The organism is Streptomyces sp. NPDC026659, from assembly GCF_040638245.1.
In the GTDB taxonomy this organism is placed as follows: Bacteria; Actinomycetota; Actinomycetes; order Streptomycetales; family Streptomycetaceae; genus Streptomyces.
On the sequence record NZ_JBEZXY010000004.1, the window covers coordinates 111,953 to 130,659 of the forward strand.

At 73.8% G+C, this 18,707-nt stretch carries 18 protein-coding genes; 9 read left to right on the forward strand and 9 right to left on the reverse strand.

Annotated elements, in window-relative coordinates; translation table 11 throughout:
- The first annotated feature begins 34 nt into the window (after positions 1 to 34).
- Positions 35 to 577, forward strand: coding sequence for a UTRA domain-containing protein (locus tag AB0E91_RS12595; RefSeq protein ID WP_361779330.1), 543 nt, complete (start codon positions 35 to 37; stop codon positions 575 to 577).
- Positions 574 to 1,353 carry a GntR family transcriptional regulator gene (locus tag AB0E91_RS12600; RefSeq protein WP_361779333.1) on the forward strand — a complete coding sequence of 260 codons (780 nt, stop codon included), beginning with the start codon at positions 574 to 576 and terminating at the stop codon, positions 1,351 to 1,353. Before AB0E91_RS12595 ends, AB0E91_RS12600 begins: the two co-directional genes overlap by 4 nt.
- A gap of 30 nt (positions 1,354 to 1,383) precedes the next feature.
- On the opposite strand, the gene AB0E91_RS12605 is transcribed toward AB0E91_RS12600, so the two are convergent.
- Positions 1,384 to 1,809, reverse strand: a complete 426-nt coding sequence (locus tag AB0E91_RS12605) for a nuclear transport factor 2 family protein (protein WP_361779336.1) — start codon at positions 1,807 to 1,809, stop codon at positions 1,384 to 1,386.
- A 114-nt stretch (positions 1,810 to 1,923) separates the two neighbouring features.
- Between AB0E91_RS12605 and AB0E91_RS12610 the strand changes: the two genes are divergently transcribed.
- Positions 1,924 to 2,487, forward strand: a complete 564-nt coding sequence (locus tag AB0E91_RS12610; protein WP_361779339.1) for a PadR family transcriptional regulator — start codon at positions 1,924 to 1,926, stop codon at positions 2,485 to 2,487.
- Positions 2,488 to 2,493: 6 nt separating this feature from the next.
- Here AB0E91_RS12610 and AB0E91_RS12615 read toward each other — a convergent pair whose 3' ends face one another.
- The 4 genes from AB0E91_RS12615 to AB0E91_RS12630 form a co-directional block, all read right to left on the reverse strand.
- Positions 2,494 to 3,951, reverse strand: coding sequence for an FAD-dependent monooxygenase (locus AB0E91_RS12615; protein WP_361779342.1), 1,458 nt, complete (start codon positions 3,949 to 3,951; stop codon positions 2,494 to 2,496).
- A 177-nt stretch (positions 3,952 to 4,128) separates the two neighbouring features.
- A complete protein-coding gene (locus tag AB0E91_RS12620; RefSeq protein WP_361779345.1) occupies positions 4,129 to 4,392 on the reverse strand; it encodes a hypothetical protein in 264 nt (87 codons plus the stop codon).
- A 62-nt stretch (positions 4,393 to 4,454) separates the two neighbouring features.
- Complete coding sequence (gene malQ, locus AB0E91_RS12625) at positions 4,455 to 6,569, reverse strand: 4-alpha-glucanotransferase (RefSeq protein WP_361780117.1); 2,115 nt, start codon at positions 6,567 to 6,569, stop codon at positions 4,455 to 4,457.
- A gap of 171 nt (positions 6,570 to 6,740) precedes the next feature.
- Positions 6,741 to 6,920 (reverse strand): hypothetical protein, encoded by a 180-nt coding sequence (locus AB0E91_RS12630; RefSeq protein WP_361780120.1) that lies wholly within the window; start codon positions 6,918 to 6,920, stop codon positions 6,741 to 6,743.
- A gap of 323 nt (positions 6,921 to 7,243) precedes the next feature.
- On the opposite strand from AB0E91_RS12630, the gene AB0E91_RS12635 reads away from it, so the two are divergent.
- Genes AB0E91_RS12635 through AB0E91_RS12655 form a run of 5 tightly spaced genes read left to right on the forward strand, consistent with a single transcriptional unit; the run spans position 7,244 to position 11,583 of the window.
- Positions 7,244 to 7,861 carry an RNA polymerase sigma factor gene (locus AB0E91_RS12635; RefSeq protein ID WP_361779348.1) on the forward strand — a complete coding sequence of 206 codons (618 nt, stop codon included), beginning with the start codon at positions 7,244 to 7,246 and terminating at the stop codon, positions 7,859 to 7,861.
- Positions 7,858 to 8,811 carry a zf-HC2 domain-containing protein gene (locus AB0E91_RS12640; RefSeq protein WP_361779351.1) on the forward strand — a complete coding sequence of 318 codons (954 nt, stop codon included), beginning with the start codon at positions 7,858 to 7,860 and terminating at the stop codon, positions 8,809 to 8,811. The genes AB0E91_RS12635 and AB0E91_RS12640 overlap by 4 nt, the downstream gene beginning before the upstream one ends.
- 41 nt (positions 8,812 to 8,852) lie before the next feature.
- The gene (locus tag AB0E91_RS12645; RefSeq protein WP_361779354.1) at positions 8,853 to 9,656 is read left to right on the forward strand and encodes an ABC transporter ATP-binding protein; all 804 of its coding nucleotides are present in this window, start codon (positions 8,853 to 8,855) and stop codon (positions 9,654 to 9,656) included.
- Positions 9,653 to 10,975, forward strand: coding sequence for a hypothetical protein (locus tag AB0E91_RS12650; RefSeq protein WP_361779357.1), 1,323 nt, complete (start codon positions 9,653 to 9,655; stop codon positions 10,973 to 10,975). Before AB0E91_RS12645 ends, AB0E91_RS12650 begins: the two co-directional genes overlap by 4 nt.
- Positions 10,972 to 11,583: a hypothetical protein gene (locus AB0E91_RS12655; protein ID WP_361779360.1), complete on the forward strand. Its 612-nt coding sequence runs from the start codon at positions 10,972 to 10,974 to the stop codon at positions 11,581 to 11,583. The genes AB0E91_RS12650 and AB0E91_RS12655 overlap by 4 nt, the downstream gene beginning before the upstream one ends.
- Before the next feature lie 88 nt (positions 11,584 to 11,671).
- On the opposite strand, the gene AB0E91_RS12660 is transcribed toward AB0E91_RS12655, so the two are convergent.
- The 4 genes from AB0E91_RS12660 to AB0E91_RS12675 form a co-directional block, all read right to left on the reverse strand.
- Entirely contained in the window at positions 11,672 to 11,965 is a 294-nt protein-coding gene (locus AB0E91_RS12660; RefSeq protein WP_361779363.1) for a ferrous iron transport protein A, read from the reverse strand.
- Between the two features lie 26 nt (positions 11,966 to 11,991).
- Positions 11,992 to 15,462, reverse strand: coding sequence for an ALF repeat-containing protein (locus tag AB0E91_RS12665; protein ID WP_361779366.1), 3,471 nt, complete (start codon positions 15,460 to 15,462; stop codon positions 11,992 to 11,994).
- Positions 15,463 to 15,574: 112 nt separating this feature from the next.
- Positions 15,575 to 16,084 (reverse strand): hypothetical protein, encoded by a 510-nt coding sequence (locus AB0E91_RS12670; RefSeq protein WP_361779369.1) that lies wholly within the window; start codon positions 16,082 to 16,084, stop codon positions 15,575 to 15,577.
- Between the two features lie 603 nt (positions 16,085 to 16,687).
- Complete coding sequence (locus tag AB0E91_RS12675; protein ID WP_018545075.1) at positions 16,688 to 17,224, reverse strand: HNH endonuclease; 537 nt, start codon at positions 17,222 to 17,224, stop codon at positions 16,688 to 16,690.
- Between the two features lie 291 nt (positions 17,225 to 17,515).
- Here AB0E91_RS12675 and AB0E91_RS12680 point away from each other — a divergent pair, with 291 nt between their 5' ends.
- Complete coding sequence (locus tag AB0E91_RS12680; protein ID WP_361779373.1) at positions 17,516 to 18,637, forward strand: mechanosensitive ion channel domain-containing protein; 1,122 nt, start codon at positions 17,516 to 17,518, stop codon at positions 18,635 to 18,637.
- The last annotated feature ends 70 nt before the right edge of the window (positions 18,638 to 18,707 follow it).

Below are 18,707 nucleotides of genomic sequence, written 5' to 3' on the forward strand. Positions count from 1 at the left end.
TGTAGTCCGGCAAGCGCCGACACAGGAGGACGCCGTGAGCGACAGCAGGTGGGTCAGTACCTCAATGCCGTATCTGACGCCTCGGAAGCAGGGACAACCGGACGCGTGGGGTGCGGAGGCGGCGGCTCGTGGCGGGAAGGGCGGGCAGCGCATCCTGCACGCGGGGGAGGTGGCGGCTTCGGAGGAGGTGGCCGGGCTGCTCGGGGTGCACCAAGGGGACGTCGTTGTCGTGCGGCGTCGGGTCATTGAACTTGACGGGGTGCCCTGTGAATTGACGGACACCTACTACCCCGCCGACATCGCTCGCGGCACCCGTCTCGCCGAGCGCGGGAAGATTCCCGGTGGGGCCGTCACGCTGCTCGCGCAGCTCGGGCATCGTGGCGTACGGGTCCGGGAGGACGTGACCGCTCGTATGCCCGGCGCCGAGGAGTGCGAGGCGCTGAGGATGGCGCCGGACGAACCCGTTCTGCTGCTGAGCAGGGTCACACTGGACGAGGCCGACCTGCCCATTCAGGCGGACCTGATGGTCATGCCGGCCCACCGGCAGCGGCTGCGCTACGAGATGCGGATCGGATGACCATGCCCGCCACCGACACCGGCACTCAGGACCGCCGCTCGCTCCATGAGCGGATCGCCGCCGACCTGCGCGACGAGATCATGAGCGGCGACCTTGCCGCAGGGGCCAGCCTGCCCTCCACGACCCAGCTCAAGGAGCGGTTCGGCGCCTCCAACGCCACCATCCAGAAGGCCCTGCAGATACTGAAGGACGAGCAGTTGGTGGTCGGCAGGGCCGGAGCTGCCGTCACCGTCCGCGAGCACCGGCAGCGGACGATCCGCCCCGCGTCGTACATGACCCCCGCCCGCCCCGGTGAGCCATACCGCTGGCTGACCGAGACCGCGAAGCTCGGAACGCGGGCCCACAGCACACTGCTGGACGTACGGGAGACGACCGCACCCGCCGACGTCGCAGCCGCCCTGCGCATCGCCGACGACGAGACCGTCCTGCTCCGGCACCAGGTCCTCTCCCTCGACGAAGAACCCGTCGAACTGGTCAAGTCCTACTACCCGATGGCCATCGCACGCGGAACCGCCCTCACCGAGAAGCGGAAGATCAGGGGCGGCACGCCCGCGCTCTTGGCCGAGCTCGGCCATCCCCCGCGTACGAGCGTGGACCGCGTCTCCGCGAGGGTGCCGACCCAGGAGCAATATCAGGTGCTCAGGCTGCCCAGCGACCTTCCAGTGCTGCGGACGCTTCGCACGGTGTACAGCGACGAGGAGCGTCCCGTGGAAGCCACCGTCATGGTCAAGGCGGGCCACCTCTACGAGTTGCAGTACGAGTTCACCGCCGAGTAGGCGAGGCGAGCCGCTACCGAAGTCGGTCGACTACGGCTGCGCCGGGACCAACCCGTCCGCCACCAGCCCCGCAAGGACCGCCGCGCTGAGGGTCTGGACGGCCGACAGGGGGCGGACCATGACCGTGAACTCCTTGATGCGGCCGTCGGAGGCGAAGTGGAGGAGGTCTATGCCGTGGATCTCGCGGCCGTTCACCTCCGCGCGGAAGAGGAGGACCGCCGAGGGAGTCGAGGTGGGGTCCGCGTGCGTCTCCGCCGTGCCCGTGTGGTCGCCGATGTAGCGGAAGTTCTCGAAGGTGCGGAGCAGGACGCCGAAGAGGCCGAGGACCATCGGCTTGCCCTCGAAGGGGGTGAACTTCACCGGGCTGTAGAAGCGGATGTCGTCGGTGAAGAGGTCGTCCAGGGCGGCGAGTTCGCCCTTCTCGACGGCGGTGCGGAAACGGTCGGCGGTGTTCACGGGCCCACTCCTTCATAGTCATGAATGTGAGTACTCATTAATATGAGTAGCACGGTCGACCGGCCGGGCGACAGAGGTAACCGAGGCAACAGAGTTATGTGAGGAGCGGCCCTCATGGCACTACGGCACGCGGTTCTCGCCGCGCTCCTCGACGGCGAGCTCAGCGGCTACCAGCTGGCCAAGGCGTTCGACGTCGGTGTGGCCAACTTCTGGTACGCCCAGCCCCAGCAGCTCTACGCCGAGCTGACCCGGCTGGAAGGGGCGGGGCTCGTCGCGGGGCGGGAAGTCGTGCAGGAGGGGCGGCCCAACAAGCGGCTGTTCCAGGTGACCGGCGCCGGTCTCGCGGAGCTGGAGGCGTTCGCGGGCGCCTCCGACAAGCCGTCCTTCATCCGGGACGACCTGCTCGTCAAGGTCCAGGCCGCCGACCACGTCGACACCGGCACCCTGATCGGCAGGCTCCAGGAGCGCGCCGCCTTCGCCCAGGCCAAGATCGACCTCTTCGGCAAGCTGTTGCGCAACCTCCGGGGCGGCCGGAGCGAGGAGGACTTCCTGCGGCACGGCGAGCGCGTCGGGCCGTACCTCACCTGCCTGCGCGGCCTCGCCCACGAGGAGGGCAACCGTGACTGGTGCGAGCGTACGGTCGCCGTTCTGACCGAGCGACAGCGAAGTCGGCCATAAGAACGACTACGCCGCCGCGCCCACGTGCTCCCGCACCGCCCGCTCCGTCTCCCCCGGGTCCGCATCGTCCGACGCCCACGCCACATAGCCGTCCGGGCGTACGAGCAGCGTCGTACGACGGCCGCTGCGCCACTCCGCCGCCGTCAGGTTCGCCGGGCGTGCCCCCTCGTACCGCCCCGGCGTGATCAGCACGAAGCGGCCGCCGCGCAGCGCCTCGTACAGCCGCGTGTTCTCCGCGAGGGCGATGTCCGGGGCCCGGCGGCCGGTCAGGGGGTGGGCGCCGCGTGGGGCGGGGTAGCGGTAGCCGAGGCCGGTGATCTGGGAGGTCGCCTTGTGGCGCAGGGGCGGGCACGCGGACAGGAGGGTCGCCAGGGCCTCGCGGGCCGCGAGGGACCAGGGGTGTTTCGCCATCGCCAGGCGGATGATGCCGCCGCTGCTGCGCAGGACCGTGCGGCCGACGGGGTGGCGTTCGGACTGGTAGGTGTCGAGGAGGGCGGGGGACGCCTGGCCGTTCAGGACCGCCGCCAGTTTCCAGCTCAGGTTGGCCGCGTCCTGGAGGCCGGTGTTCATGCCCTGGCCGCCCGCCGGGGTGTGGACGTGGGCCGCGTCGCCCGCGAGGAAGACCCGGCCGACCCGGTACGACGGCGCCTGGCGCTCGTCGCTGTGGAAGCGGGACATCCAGCGGGCGTCGTGCATGCCGTAGTCGCGGCCCAGGGCGAGCCGGGTGATCTCCTTGATCTCCGCGAGGTCCACGGGCGCGTCGTCGGGCACGTCGTGCCGCCGGTGCCAGCCGATCACCCGGTAGTAGCCGTCGCCGAAGGGCGCGAGGAACGCGAAGGCGTCGCCGACGGCGTTGGCGGTGAGCAGGGACGGCGGCTTCTCGGCGAGGAGTACGTCCGCGAGGACCACGGAGCGGATCACCGAGTGGCCGGGGAAGGGGAGCCCGACCGCCCGCCGTACCGTGCTGCGCATCCCGTCCGTGCCCACCGCGTACGCCGCCCGCAGCCGTTCGGTACGGCCGTCCGGACGGCTCGCCAGGACCGTGACGCCGTCCGCGTCCTGGGTCAGCCCGGTCACCTCGGTCTCGTACCGGAACGCCGCGCCCGCCTCCATGGCGCGCCGTTCCAGCGCCTTCTCCACCTCGTACTGCGGGATCACCAGCACATGGCGGTAGCGCGAGGGGAGATCGGACAGGTCGATGGCGAGGCGGCCGAAGAAGCCGAGCCGGGTCAGGGGCTGTCCCGCCGCTTCGAGTTCGTCGGCCAGGCCGCGCGCGTCGAGCTGTTCGAGGGTGCGGGCGTGGACGGCGAAGGCGCGGGAGAGGTTGCTGATCCGGTGCGGGCGCTTCTCGAGGACGGTGACCGGGATTCCGGCCGTCGCGAGGTCACCCGCGAGAAGCAGACCGGTGGGGCCCGCGCCCACCACGACGACTCCGCGGGCCGGTCCGTTCACGTCCGTGTCCATGGGGCTGCCTCCTCGGAGCGCCGGGTGCGCCCGTACCGCGTACCGCGTGCCGTGCCGGGCGGCATACGGCTGCCCGCCCCCGCCCCACCGGAAACACTGCCGGAAACACCGAGGGCGCCGCCCCCACCCGTACGCGGACGGGAGGAACGGCGCCCTCGGAGAGCGGATGCGGGTCCGTCAGATCTTGGCGGACGACGACTTGGACGAGGTGGCGCCCTTGGGCTTCGACTTGTCCAGCATGACGACCAGTCCGGCGATGACGACGAACAGACCGATCGGAAGCAGCACGTAGAGGCCGACGGTGTCGATGACGCTCAGACCGGGGCCGGGGTCGTCACCGTCGTCGCGGGTGAGCGCGAGCGCGGGGGACGACATGAGCAGCATCATCAGCGTCGTGCCGGCCGCCAGAGCACCGGCGCGCAGGGCGTTCTTCTTGTCCACGGTCCCAAACTAGCGAACGGCCCCCGGGCCCGCGCGCCCGGGGTGCCGTACTCACACCTGCCTCACGCCTCCGGAGCCCCGAGGCCCGCCCGGACCACCTCCAGGAGGGCCCGCAGCCGGGGTGACGTCGTCAGGGTCTCCAGGGCCACCGGGGCGCCCGCCGCGTCGGAGACCGGCAGGCGCCAGTTGGGGTACTCGTCCCAGGTGCCCGGCACGTTCTGCGGGCGGCGGTCGCCGATGCCGTCGGGGAGCCAGACGCCGATCATCCGGGCCGGGGTGCGCAGCAGGAAGCGGTGGAAACCCTCGATCTCGGCCGCCTCGTCGGTGCCGGGCGGCCCGGCGGCCGGGCTGTCGAGCAGGCCGAGGCTGCCGAGCAGGGCGAGCCATTCCGCCGTGTCCGCGACCGCCTCCGCGCGCTCGTCGGCGGCCGGGCGGGTCAGCAGACCGAGCCGGTCGCGCAGGTCGACGTGCTCGCCGGTGAGCCGGGCGGCGGTGGGCGGCAGATCGTGGGTGGTGGCCGTGGCCAGGCAGTCGGAGCGCCAGCGCTCGGGCGGCAGCGGACGGCCGTCGCCCTCCCAGTCCCGCTCGAACCACAGCACCGAGGTGCCGAGCACCCCGTGCCGCCGCAGCGTCTCGCGCACGCCCGGCTCGACCGTGCCGAGGTCCTCGCCGATCACCAGGGCCTCGGCGCGGGACGCCTCCAGGGCGAGGAGGGCGAGCATGGCGTCGGCGTCGTAGCGGACGTAGGTGCCCTCGGTGGGCGGGCTGCCCTCGGGCACCCACCAGAGCCGGAACAGGCCCATCACATGGTCGATGCGGACCGCGCCCGCGTAGCGGAACAGGGCGCGCAGCAGGCGGCGGTACGGCGCGTGGCCCGAGGCGGCGAGGCGGTCGGGGCGCCAGGGCGGCAGGCCCCAGTCCTGGCCGCGCGCGTTGAAGGCGTCGGGCGGGGCGCCGACCGACATCCCGGCGGCGAAGTGGTCCTGCTGCGCCCAGGCGTCGGCGCCCTGCGGATGCACGCCGACGGCCAGGTCGTGCACGATCCCGACGGGCATCCCGGCCTCGCGCGCGGCCCGCTGGGCGGCGCGCAGCTGCTGGTCGGTGAGCCAGGCGAGCCGGGTGTGGAACTCGACCCTCGGGGCCAGCTCCGCGCGGGCGCGTGCCGTCTCCTCCGAGCGCGGGTCGCGCAGGGCGGGCGGCCAGGAGCGCCAGTCGGGGCCGTGCCGCTCGGCCAGGGCGTACCAGGACGCATGGTCCTCCAGCGCCTGGCCCTCCTCGGCGCGGAAGGCGTCGTACGCCGTCTGCCGCCCCGGGCCCAGCGGGACCCGCGCGACCAGTTCCAGGGCCTCCCGCTTCAGCTCCCACACCGCGTCGCGGTCGATCAGGGCGCCCTTGTCGAGCACGTCGGCGCGCAGCCGCTCGGCCCGCTCGCGCAGGGCGCCGAGACGGCGGAGGTCGGCGTAGGCGTACTCGGGGATGTCCTCCACCCGCAGGTGGACGGGGTCCGGGAAGCGGCGGGAGGAGGGGCGGTACGGCGAGGGGTCGGTCGGGGCGCCCGCGCCGGGTACGGCCGCGTGCAACGGGTTGACCTGCACGAACCCGGCCCCGGCCGCGCGCCCCGCCCAGCCAGCCAGCTCGGCGAGGTCACCGAGGTCGCCCATGCCCCAGGAGCGGTGGGAGAGGACGGAGTAGAGCTGCGCGAGGAGGCCGTAGGAGCGGGTGGCGGGGACGGGCAGCCGGTCGGGGGCGACGATGAGGTGGGCGTCGGTGGTGCGGCCGTCGGGGGCGGTGGCGGTCACGCGGTGGACGCCGGGGGGCAGGTCGTCGACGTGGTCGCGCTCTTCGCCCTGCTCGGTGGTGACGAGGAGGCGGGTGCCGGGGGGAAGCGTCGTGAACGGGTCCGGCTGATCGGAAGTGTCCGGCCGTACGTCCGGTTCCGACGGGCTCGTCCGCTCGTACGGGGCACTCGTCCAGCGGACCACCGTCGGCGGCAGCAGCCGTTCGGTCAGCTCGCGCTCCCGCGCGGCGAGTGCGGCGCGGACCGCGTCGGGGCCGGTCGCGTCCACCCCGAGGGCGGCCAGCGCGGCGACCACGGCGGTGGCGGGCACCGGGACCGTACGGTCCGGGGAGGGGCTGTAGGAGACGGCGACCCCGTGCAGCCCGGCGAGGCGGCTCAGGGCGGGGTCGTCGTGAGCGGTCCGGGCGCGGCTCGTCCCGGGGTCGTCCCGTACGGGCCGCCGGGTGGATTCCGGGGTGTCCCCTACGGGCCCGGCGAACTCGGGGGTGTCCCCTGCGGGGCCGTCCCCCACGGCGTGACTCCGCTGCGCGTCGTCCTCCGCCGCTCCCATCTAGTGGCCCACGCAGTCGGCGATCGGGCAGTCGGCCCCGGTCAGCGGGGCGAGGTCCGCGAGCGGGGGCTCGCTGGTCAGGGGCGCGGCGCCGGGCAGCGGGGGCTCGCTGGTGAGCGGCGTCTCCACGCGGACGCCCTCCGCGCTGAACGCGCGCGGTCCCGCGCCGGGCCGGGACACCGTCTCCGGCGAACGTTTCCACTGGGCGGGCAGAGCGGGGTGAGCCGGTACGGCCACGGATGCCTCCTGGCGGTCGGTACGGGTTCTCCGGTACGGGTCCGGACCGGAACCCGGTGCCGGGCCCCGGTACGAGCCCGCGCCGGATTCGGTACGGGTTTGTGCCGGATTACCGCAGCCCTACCCCGTCCCGGCGGCGACACTCCCACCGCACTCCGGCGCGCGGGTGTACGGATCCTCCGCGCGCCGGAGCGAGCGGAAGCGATCCGGCGTGATCCACCGCCGCACCGGCCGTCGATAGAGGGGGTGTGAGACTGTTCCGCCCCATGAGGGGCCACCGCGAAGAGGGCGCCACGGACGACGCGGCGCTGCTGCGGGCCGTCGCCGGAGGTGATCCGGCGGCGATGGCCGAGCTGTACGACCGGCACGCCGGCTGGCTGCACGCCCGGCTGGCACGCCGCTGCCCCGACCCCGAGACCGTGCGGGAGGTCCTCCAGGACACCTTCGTCACCGTGTGGCGCTCGGCCGCCGGGCACCGGGGGCAGGAGACCGGCGGCTGGCTGTGGACCATCGCGGCGCGGCGGCTGGTGGACGCGCGACGGGCCCAGGAACGCGCCACGCGGCTCACCGGGCCCCCGCTGGAGGACGAGCCCGCGACGCCGTACGCCACTTCCTCCGCTTCCACCTCCGTCTCCGCCTCCGCCGAGGACCGCGTGCTGGCCGGGCTCGAGTACGGCGACGTCGGCACCGCGCTCGACCGGATCTCCCCCGAGCTGCGCGAGGTGCTGCGGGCGACCGTCGTGGACGGGCTGAGCACCCGCGAGGCGGCCCGGCTGCTCGGGATACCCGAGGGCACCGTCAAGTCCCGCGCCCGGCGCGCCCGCGTCGAACTGCGGGCGGCACTGGACCAGTTGAACCCGTCCCCGCTGGGAGGCACGGCATGACGAAGCACGACGCGTCCGGCTGGCACGTCACCGACACCCTCGCCGCGCGCTACGCCGACGACACCCTCCCCGAGCCCGACGCCTGGTCCCTGGAGAAGCACCTGGAGCACTGCGCGGGCTGCGCGGTCCGGGTGTCGGGGGCGGTACGGGCGACGGCGGCGGGGGCGGTCCTCGGGGACGTACGGGCGGCTGTGCTGGCGGCGAACCCGGCGACCGCCGCGCATCCCGCGCCGGGTACGACGCCGGTCACCGCTCCCGTACGGGAGATCCCCACCGGGAAAGCCCCGGGCCACCCCCTACGGGCCCCCCGCTTCTCCCGCCTCCCCCGGCTCGCCCGCCTCCTGTGGGCCGCCGGTCCGGCCGTGCGCGGGGCCTGGCTGACCGCCGTGCTCGGGGTGGCCGCCGGCGCGATGCTGCTGGGCCTCGTCGGCGGGTTCGCGCAGGCCAGGGTGGTGCTGCTGGTCATCGCACCGGTGCTGCCCGTGGCCGGGGTCGCGCTGTCCTACGGCCCGCACGCCGACCCGCTGTACGAGATCACGGCCGCCACCCCGGGCGGCGGGCTGCGCCTCGCCCTGACCCGTACCGCCGCCGTACTCGCCGTCAGCCTCCCGCTGCTGACCCTTACGGGGCTGGTACTGCCCGCCTCCGGTGCCCCGGCGGCCGCCGCCTGGCTGCTGCCGGGACTGGCGCTGTCGCTGGCCACCCTGGCGCTCGCCTCTTTCACCGGCAGCCGCACGGCGGCCGGGATCACGGCGGGCGGCTGGCTGTGCGCCGTCCTCGCGCCGCTGCCCGGCGCCCCGGAGGCCGAGGCCGCCGACCGGCTGGCCGAACAGGTCTCGCGCTGTCTGGACGGCGCGGCGACCCAGGGCGCGTGGGCGGCGGCGACCGTACTCGGCGCCGCCCTCCTCGCGGCCCGCCGCCCGGCGTACGACCGCCTGCCCCGCCACTGAACGTGTCATCCACCACCGAACTCCCGGAATCTGGAGCCCTCTTGTCCACCCCTTCCGAAACCCCGCCCACCATCCGCGTGGCCGCGCTGCGCGTGGAGCACCGCAAGGCCGTCGCCCTCGACTCCGTCGACCTGGAGCTGGGCACCGGTGTGCACGGTCTGCTCGGCCCGAACGGCGCCGGGAAGACCTCGCTGATCCGGGTCCTCGCCACCGTGGCGCAGCCCTCCGGCGGCCGTGTGGAGATGCTCGGCGAGGACAGCGCCGACCCGCGCGGCCGGACCGCGATCCGGCGCCGACTCGGTTATCTCCCGCAGGAGTTCGGCTACTACCCGGGCTTCACCGTGCGCGAGTTCGTGGCGTACATGGCCTGGCTGAAGGAGATGCCCGCCGACCGCGTCCCCGAGGCGGTGGAGCGGGCGGTGGACCGGGTCGGTCTCACCGACCGGATCGACGCGAAGATCAAGACGCTGTCCGGCGGGATGGTCCGCCGGGTCGGCATGGCCCAGGCCGTCGTCAACGACCCCGGCGTGCTGCTCCTGGACGAGCCGACCGCCGGGCTCGACCCCGAACAGCGGGTGGAGTTCCGCGAGTTGCTGCGCACGCTCGGCACCTCCGCCACGGTGGTCGTCGCCACCCACCTGGTGGAGGACGTGGCCGCCGCCTGCACCGAGGTCACCCTCCTCGACCGGGGCCGGGTCGCCTACCGGGGCACGCCCGAGACCCTGACCCGGCTCGGCGAGACCTCGGACGAACCCGGGGACCACCCGATCGAGCGGGGCTACACGGCCGCGCTCCGCACCCACCGCGCGCACGGCGCCCCGGCGGCGAGGGAGTCGGTGCGATGACCGTCGCCGTGGCACCCCCGAAGCGCCGCCCGAAGCGCCACCCGCTGCGCGCCGAAGCCGTCCGCGGTCTCGGCCCGCTCACCGGGGCCTGCGTCCTGCTGATGTTCGGCGTACTGCTGACCAACTCCCCGAAGACCTGGCAAGGCGGCTGGGAGGAGACCGCCGACCTGATGCACAACGCCCTGCTGATCGCCCTGCCGCTGGCCGCCGCGGCCGGCTGCTGGCAGGGCGGACGCGAACGGCGGCGCCGTACCGAGGAGTTGTGGAGCACGGCCGTCCGCACTCCGCTCACCAGACTGCTGGCCTCCGCGCTGCCCGTCGCGCTCTGGATGGCCGTCGCCTACCTGCTCGCCGTCACCGCGGCGTCGATCGCCACCTGGCCGTACTCCCAGGGCGACCACCCCTACCTCGCCCAGGTGCCCGGAGACACCGCCGCGCTCATGGCGGCGGTGCTGCTGGGACACGTGGCGGGCCGGACCGTCCCCACCCTGCTCGCGGCCCCGCTGCTGGGCATGGCCGTCTACGCCGCGCTCGGGGCGGCGGTGCACGATGACACCGGCCGCCCGCTCGACCCGGCCGCGCTCGCCGTGCACGGCCTGCGGCCGGTGTGGTGGCAGCCGCTCGCGATGGCGGGGTGGACGCTGGGCCTGGTCCTCGCGATCACGCTGGCGTACGCGGCCCGGCGTCGCGCGACGGCCCTGCTGCCGCTGGCCGCCGCCGTGGCCTGCGGCGCGCTGCTCGCCCACACCGGGAGCGGGCTGTGGCGGCCCGGTCCGTACGCCGACCGCCAGGCGTGCGACACCTCGACGACCCCGGCGGTCTGTGTGAACGCCCGGTACGCGGGGCTGCTCCCCCAGGTGAGCGACGCGCTGTCCGGGGCCACCGGGAAGCTGCGGGGCGTACAGAACCTTCCGGTGCGCTGGGAGGACCGCGACGGCGAATCGCGCGCCGACGAGGTGCAGTTGCCGATGATCACGCCGTTCGGCTGGTCGGTCGTACGGGGGCGGCTGACCGAACCGAAGCGGTACGCGTGGGAGGCGGTCCAGATACTCGAAGGGCGCGGCGACTGCGAGAACGTGCCGACGCGGGTGTCCGTCGCGGACGACGCCGTGTCGGCGTACCTGGCGCCCAACCTGTCGCAGGACCACTTCGACCGGCTGGACGCCAAGGGCGACGCCGCCCACCGCGCCGATCTCCGCGCCCGCCTGGCCGCCCGCGCCAAGCTGGCCGGCATGGACGAGGAGCACCGACGCGCCTGGCTCTCGGCGTACTTCGCGGCCCGGGGCGACTGCGCGCTGAAGGGGGTGCCGTCCCTGTGAGAACCCACGGCCTCCTCCTCTGCGCCCGCTCCCGCGCCCTCCCCCCGACCCTGGCGGCCCTCGCGGCGACGACAGGCTTCGCGGTCTGGGCGGCCGCCCTCCTGAACGCCTACGTGGACCCGGACCGCCGGGTACCGCTGATCGCCGCGGCCCCGCTGCTGGCCTCCGCCGTGATCGGCGCGAGCCTGCACACCCCGTCGGACGAACTGGACCGCACGGCCGTACGCCCCTGGTGGCCCCTCCGGCTGACCTGGCTGACCGCGCTGACCGCCCTGGCGGCGCTCCTGCTCACCCTGGCGGTACTGGGCCACCCCCAGACCTTCGGCCCGCCCGCCATGATCCGCAACACCCTGGGCTGCACGGGTCTCACCGCGCTCTCGGCGGCATTCCTCGGCCCCCGGCTGAGCTGGCTCCCCGCCTTCGCCTACGTCTCCGCCGCCTACCTCACCGCCTCCGGAGCCCGCGGCCACGGGGTCGCCCTCTGGGCCTGGCCGGTCCAACCGGGCTCCGAACCGGCCGCCTGGGCAGCGGCGCTGACGGCCTTCGCGGCGGGCACGGCCCTGTACGCGGTGTACGGCCACCGCCCGGAGGGCCCCCGCACGCCGTAGCCGAGCCACCCGGCACGCACCATGGCCCCCGCCCCGTACACGCGGTACGGAACGGGGGCCATGGTGATGGGCCCATCAGGCCGGTGGGTCAGGCGGTGTTCTCGGCCACCAGGTAGCGGCCCCAGACCTCGCCGCCCCGGTAGGGGCCGAGACCGTCGCTGTCGTGCTGCGGCTCGTCGAACCGCACCACGTAGACGAGTTCACCCTCGCGACCGCGGCCGTTCCGCACCGGGAAGGGAACCTGCGACTCGGCGATCGTGCCGTAGAACTCCACCGGGTACGGGCCGTCCCAGTCGGGGTCCTTGATCACTCGCACCCTGGTGCCGGGCGGCCAGGCCCCCTCCGGCCAGTCCGCCGGGACGGGCCCGCTGTCGTGCGTCATGGGTGACTGCCTCGCATGTCTCCCGCTCACTGCGAGCGGTCCTTGTACTTGAAGTCCTCCGCCTGACGCGTCTGCTTGTTCCACACGTAGTGGATCTCGACGTCGTCCACGGTCTGCTCCATCTTGACCCAGCCGTCCGAGGCGGGCCAGCGCGGGTCCTGCATGACGGTGGGCAGCTGGTTGCCGTACTCCGGGTATTCCTTCACGAGGTCCATCGCGCGCTGCTCGTTGGACCCGCCGGCCGAGGTGCGGCCCGTGGAGTTGCCCGCGTTGCGCAGCGCCGTGCCCAGCCCGTCGCTGATCCGGGAGATACCGTCGGCCGCCCCGTAGGCGCCCGTGATGACGAGCCCGGTGCCCATCGCGATCGCGGGCGCGCCCGCGAGGCAGCCGATACCGGTCAGGCAGACCGCGCCGCCCGCCAGGTCCTCACTGGCGCCGAAGCCCATGAGGAAGATCGAGCCGCCGGTCTCCGCCGCGCCGATCCACAGGTCCGGGCTGGTGAAGATCGCCTCGCCGTAGTCGAGGACCTTGCTTCCGGTGTCCTCCAGCCAGTCCGGGATCCAGTCGTTGCCGTCGTCCGGCTCCTCGATCGGGTGGTCCTCCTGGTACTGCTTCTTGATCTGCTCCCAGCGGGCGGTCTCGTCCTTCTTCTTCTGGACCGCGGTCGCGAAGGCGTCCACGAACGCCTTCGTGGCGGCGGCCGAGTCCTTGCCCGCCGCGACGGCGGAGGCCCGGGCCTGCTCGGCCGAGGCGCTCGCCTCGCTCGCCGACGTGCTCGCCGCGTTCGCCGAACGCTGCGCGTGGGCCGCGGAGTTCACCGCCCGTACGACCGCGTTCTCGGCGTCCGCCTGCGCCTTGCGCGCGGTGTTCGCGGAGTCGCGGGCCTGGGCGGCGGAGGTGGCGGCGGCATCGGCCGAGCGCTTCGCGTCGTCCGCGTAGCCCTGGGCCAGCCTCGCGGACGCGTCGGCGTCGTCGGCCGCCTTCTGGGCGTCGGCCGCCGAGTTGCGCGCCTCGGCGGCGGCCTTCGCCGCGAGCGAGGCGTTCTGCTGCGCCGTCGCCGCGATCTGCGCGGCCCCCGAGATGACGCCCTGCACCTGTGAGACGTGCGTGGCGGCGAGCTGGTCCTTCTGGCGGGCCATCGGCTCACCGGTCTGCGTGAAGGCGTGCAGCAGCGTGGCGGGGCCCTCCAGCGCGATCCGCGCGGCGGCCTTCACCTCGGGGCCGCCGCTCTCCACGAGCTGGGCGGCGTGCACGCGCTCGTCCTCGCTCCGGGCCTCGTCGCGTCCCGAGACGACGAAGTCCCGCAGCGCGTCCACCGTCCCGGCGCTCAGCGCCGCACGGCCCCGCTCCTTGACGATCGGACCACCGGCGTCGATCAACTGCGCCACATACACGCGCAGTTCACCTTCGACGGCCTCGAACTGACCCTCGCTGAGGAAGGCGTCCGTGGCCGTGTCGCTCGACAGCGCCTGTCCGGCGGCCGTCCGCAGCTTCGAGGACGGGGAGTTGATCCACAGCTCCTCGACCTCCGCCCGCGTGTCGAGGCGTTCGGCCTGCGTCCAGCCGGTGCGCACATAGGCGAGGACGTCCTCGGTGCCGCCCGAGAGCGCCGTCGCGGCGGCCGCACGGCTCCACGAGCCGCGGATCTTCATGGCCTCCACGGCCATCGTCCGCCCGTCGCGCACGAGTTGCTCGGTGTCCGCGTCCGGGGCACCCGCTCGTGCGGCCAGGTCCTGGGCCTTCGCGCGCAGAGCGGTACCGCGCTCGACGACCTCGGTCGCCTCGGCGTGGATGCGCTCCTCCTGGTCCTTGAGGTCGCGGGCCTTGTCGATCCCGTCGTTCGTGCGGGCCGTCAGCTCCTCCGCCTCGACCTCGCGGGCCAGGTCGTAGGTGTTCTGGGCCTCTGTGACGGCGGCGGTGGCGGTGTCGGCCGCCTCCTTCGCGGCGGCGGCGTGGGCGGTCGCCTTCTGCGCGGCGGTCGCCGCGTCGCCCGCGTGGTCGGCCGCTTCCCTGGCCGCCTTCGCCGCGTTCTCCGCGTGCGTGGCCGCCGCGTTGGCGGCATCACGGGACTCGCGGGCCGCGCTCGCGGCCCGGTTGGCGAGGGACTCGGCCGCCTGCGCGGCCCGGGTCGCCTCACGCGCGTGGCGGCGGGTCTCCGCGGCGGCGGCCGCCGCCTCGCCCGAGTGCACCCCGGCCTGGTCGGCATAGGCGTTGGCCGCGTCGGCCGCGTCGGCGGCCGCGTTCGCGCTCGCCCCGGCGCCGATCGCGGCATGCGCCGCCACTCCGGCCTGGGTGGCGGCGACCCCGGCCTGCTCGGCGGCGTCGGCCGCCCAACGGGCGCCCTTCGCCGCGGCATCGGCCTGGTCCGCGGCCTGTCGGGCAGCGGACGCCTTGGTGGCGTCCTTCGCGGCATCGGCAGCCGCGCCGCGAGCCTTGGACGCGGCCTGGGCGGCACCGGCGGCGGCGGCCGCGGCCTGGGCGGCGGCGGTCGCGGCGATGCGCGAGGAGGCGTTCGCGGCGCGGGCCGCGCCGATCGCCTGCTGTGCCGCCGCTGCCGCCTGCTTCGCGGCGGCGGCTGCGCGGGCGGCGGCCGAGGCGGCGTGCAGGGAGTCGTTCTTCGCGGCCTCGGTCTCGCTCGCGGCCTTCTCGGCGGCCTTCTTGGCGAGCGCCGCGGCGGCGGCGGCGCGGTCGGCCTCGTCCTGCGCCTTGCGTGTCTCGGTGGCGGCCTTGCGTCCGGCCTTCGCGGCCTGGTCGGCGAGTTCGTCGACCGTCGCCTGCTCCTGGTCGCGGGCGAGTGCCACGAACTGGCCGACGGCGAGGAACTCGTGGATGTCGGCGGCCGTGCCCCGCAGCGCGAGGCGCGCCGCCGCGACCACGTTGGGTCCGCCGGTGCTGAGGATCTGGGCGACCTCGACGCGCTCGTCCTGCTGCTGCTCGGCGTACTGCTGGTCCTCCAGGAACGCCTGCCGGTCCTCGGGCGTGCCCGCGAGCGCGGCGCGGCCCTTGTCCTGGACATTGGGACCGCCGGCGTCCACGATGCGCGCGATCTGGACCCGCTGGTCCTGTTCCAGCGGCTCCTTCCAGCCGTCCTTGAGGAAGGCCGAGAGCTGCTCGGGGGTACCGGTGAGCGCGTCGCGGGCCGCGTCGATCAGACTCGTCCCGCCGATGCTCGCGACCTGCGCGGCGGCGACCCGCTCGTCCTGCTCGGTGACCTCGGCCGCCTCGACGTCGAGGAAACGCCGGACGTCGGCGTCGGTCCCGGTCAGCGCGACCTCGGCGGCGGCCCGGGTGCCGGGGCCGCCTTCACGCCACAGGGTCACGACCCGGGCGCGGTCACCGGCGGGGAGGTCGCCGGGCGCGCCGGTGCCTTCGTCGGCGGCGGCCGGGGTGGTGCTCAGCACGCCCGCGATCAGCGCCAGGGGTATTACTCCGGCGCCCAGACCGCGTAAGGCACGCAGGGCACGCCCGGTGTGCGGATGGGGGGAGATCGGTCTCACAATCCTTGACTCCTGTTGCTCGATGGGTGACTGCGGATGCCGGGACCGGACGTCGTTCGGCCCCGGGGCGGCGGATGCCTCACCGGACCGGGGCGCCCATGGCCTCCAGGGCTCAGCCGGTCACCCGGATCTCGACCAGTACGGACTGGGCGCCGCCGACCGTGCCTTCGCCGACGCTCTTGAAGTCGTCCTTCGCCACATCGACCGTGGTGGTCGTCCCGGCGGCCGTCAGGTCGGCGCTGATCGGGTGGTCGGCGGTCTCCAGGCCGAAGACGCGGGGGAGCTGCATGGTGAGGAAGCCGGTCTTCGCGGTGGCCCGGAAGCAGTACGTGTCCTGGCGGCCCACCGAGGAGTCCTTGACGGTGAGGACACGGATCTGGTCGGCGGACGGGTCGCAGTCCACGAGCACGATGTGCCCGTCCCCGCGCTTGAGCTCGATGCCCTTGTCGGCCTTGACCGCGTCGGCTCCCGGGTACGCGAAGTCCTCGACCGCGTAAGGCGGTTGGGCGGGGCTCGGGTCGCCGTCGGCGACGGCGGTCCAGGCGAGGCCGCCGAGGAGGGTGACGGTGCCGGCTCCGGTGACGAGGGCAGCACGGCGGACGGAGGAAATGACGTTTCTCATCGATGTTCCTTGTAAGAGAGGGATGCGGTGCGGACCGCCGGACGCGCGGCGTCGGCGGGAGCGCGAGGGACGAGGACGGACGCGGGTACCCGAGGGCGTCCACCGCTCGGGGGAGGAGGGGCCGGCCGGTGCCGGGGCCCCGCGACGCGGACGGCCGGAAACGGCCCCCGCGGGGAACGGACACCGATGGCGCGAAAACCGCACAGCCGTGGCGTGCGAAGCGCGCATGAGTGGGCCCTCCCCCAAGGCTCCGCCCCGGTGGGGCCGAGTGTCCCTACTGCGTCCTGCCGGAAGCGGCGCTGGTGGGCGGCCGCTGCGTTCGGTGTGAACGTAGTCGCTGGACGTCATCCCGCCCACGAGAATTCATCGAACATAAAAGGACGCATGCTCCGAAGCCGCACAAAGATCCATAGTGAGGTACGTCACTTCGGCGGAGGCGCGGAAAAGCGTCAAGTGGCCCTCTCCCAGGAAGGCTTGACGATGCGTCACCCACGTCCTGGCACCCCGCTCCGAGGGGCCGCAGGCTCCCCCGGAGCACCCCCCGCACCCCGCCTCACGCGAACGCGCGAACACGCGGACGCGCAGACACGGAGACCCGGACCGTCAGGCGGAAATGCCGTCGATCCGGGCCAGGGCGTCGTCCGCGCCGTAGGGCTGCAGATAGGGCAGCCAGCGTGGGTCTCTGTGGCCCGTGCCGATGATGCGCCAGGCCAGGCCGGTGGGCGGGGCGGGTTTGTGGCGCAGGCGCCAGCCGAGTTCGACCAGGTGGCGGTCGGCCTTGACGTGGTTGCAGCGGCGGCAGGAGGCCACCACGTTGTCCCAGACGTGCTTGCCCCCGCGAGAGCGCGGGATGACGTGGTCGACGCTGGTTGCGACGCCACCGCAGTACATGCACCGGCCGCCGTCGCGGGCGAACAGGGCCCGCCGGGTCAGCGGTACGGGGCCCCGGTAGGGCACCCGGACGAATCGCTTGAGCCGGACCACGCTGGGTGCGGGGACTGTGACGGTCGCGCTGTGCAGGAAGGCGCCGGATTCCTCGAGGGAGACGGCCTTGTTCTCCAGGACGAGGACGAGCGCGCGGCGGAGCGGTACGACGCCGAGCGGCTCGTACGACGCGTTGAGGACCAGGACATGCGGCACGGGTGCCTCCTTGGGCGTCGGCGGCGCGTGGCTCGCGCCGGGACGATCTGGAGTCAGTCTCCCCTCATCGCTGGTGGAAGCGCCACCATGTGCCGGTAACGGGCCGGGAGTGTTTTCGACCACACCAAAAGGGACCGAGACGATCATGGCTGGTTAACGTGCAGGTGGGAGGGGGTGCTCCTGTACGAAACGGCGGAGGCGCGCACAATGCCCCGTTAGTGTGGTGGTTCTGTCCACCCGGTGACCTTTTCGTGATCTCGACGATCCGGCCGGGGCGGACCGCGCAGCACCATGGAGGTACCAGCCGTGTCCTTGCCCGTCGCCCTACTGGCCGCCGGAGCGTCCCCGTCTCCCTCGCCCTCGGGCTCGGGACCGGCCGTGCCGTCCCTCCAGGACGCCCAGCAGAGCGCGACCAACGCCGCGAGCTGGGTGGAACAGAACTGGTCGACCTGGCTCGCGATGGGCCTGCAGATCGTGCTGATCATCGTCATCGCGGTGGCGCTGCGCGCGGTCGTACGGCGGGCGATCACCAAGCTCATCGAGCGGATGAACCGCACCGTGCAGGCGGTGGACCACACCGCGCTCGGCGGCCTCCTGGTCAACAACGAGCGCCGCCGTCAGCGCTCGGCCGCCATCGGCTCGGTGCTGCGCTCGGTCGCCAGCTTCGTGATCCTCGGCACGGCCGCCCTGATGGTGCTCTCCACCTTCAAGATCAACCTCGCCCCGCTGCTGGCCTCGGCCGGTGTCGCCGGTGTCGCGATCGGTTTCGGCGCCCGCAACCTGGTCACCGACTTCCTCTCCGGCGTCTTCATGATCCTGGAGGACCAGTACGGCGTCGGCGACACGATCGACGCGGGCGTGGCCGTCGGCGAGGTCGTCGAGGTCGGCCTGCGCGTGACCAAGCTGCGCGGCGCGAACGGCGAGATCTGGTACGTCCGCAACGGCGAGGTCAAGCGCATCGGCAACCTCTCCCAGGGCTGGGCCACGGCCAACGTGGACGTCACCGTCCGCTCCGACGAGGACCTGGACAAGGTCAAGTCCGTCCTGGACGAGGTCGCGGAGAAGATGGCCAAGGAAGAGCCCTGGAACGAGCTGCTGTGGAGCCCGATCGAGGTCCTGGGCCTGGACAGCGTCCTGATCGACTCCATGGTGATCCGGGTCTCCGCCAAGACCATGCCGGGCAAGTCGGTCAACGTGGAGCGCGAGCTGCGCTGGCGCGTCAAGCGGGCCTTCGACCGGGCGAGCATCCCGATCGTGGGCGGCGCCACGGCCCTGGAGGACGCCGAGGAGGCCGCTCCGGCCCCCGACCCGTCCGCCACGATGGCCGCCCCCTCGGCCTACGCGAGCCCCACCTCCCCGCAGTCCCTGGCGACCACCCCGATCGTCACCCCGAAGCCGAACACGACGAAGTAACGCCGGGTGGCCCCGAGCACCGCAGCGCGCCCCCGGTCCCGCCCGACCGGGGGCGCGCTCCGTTGACGGC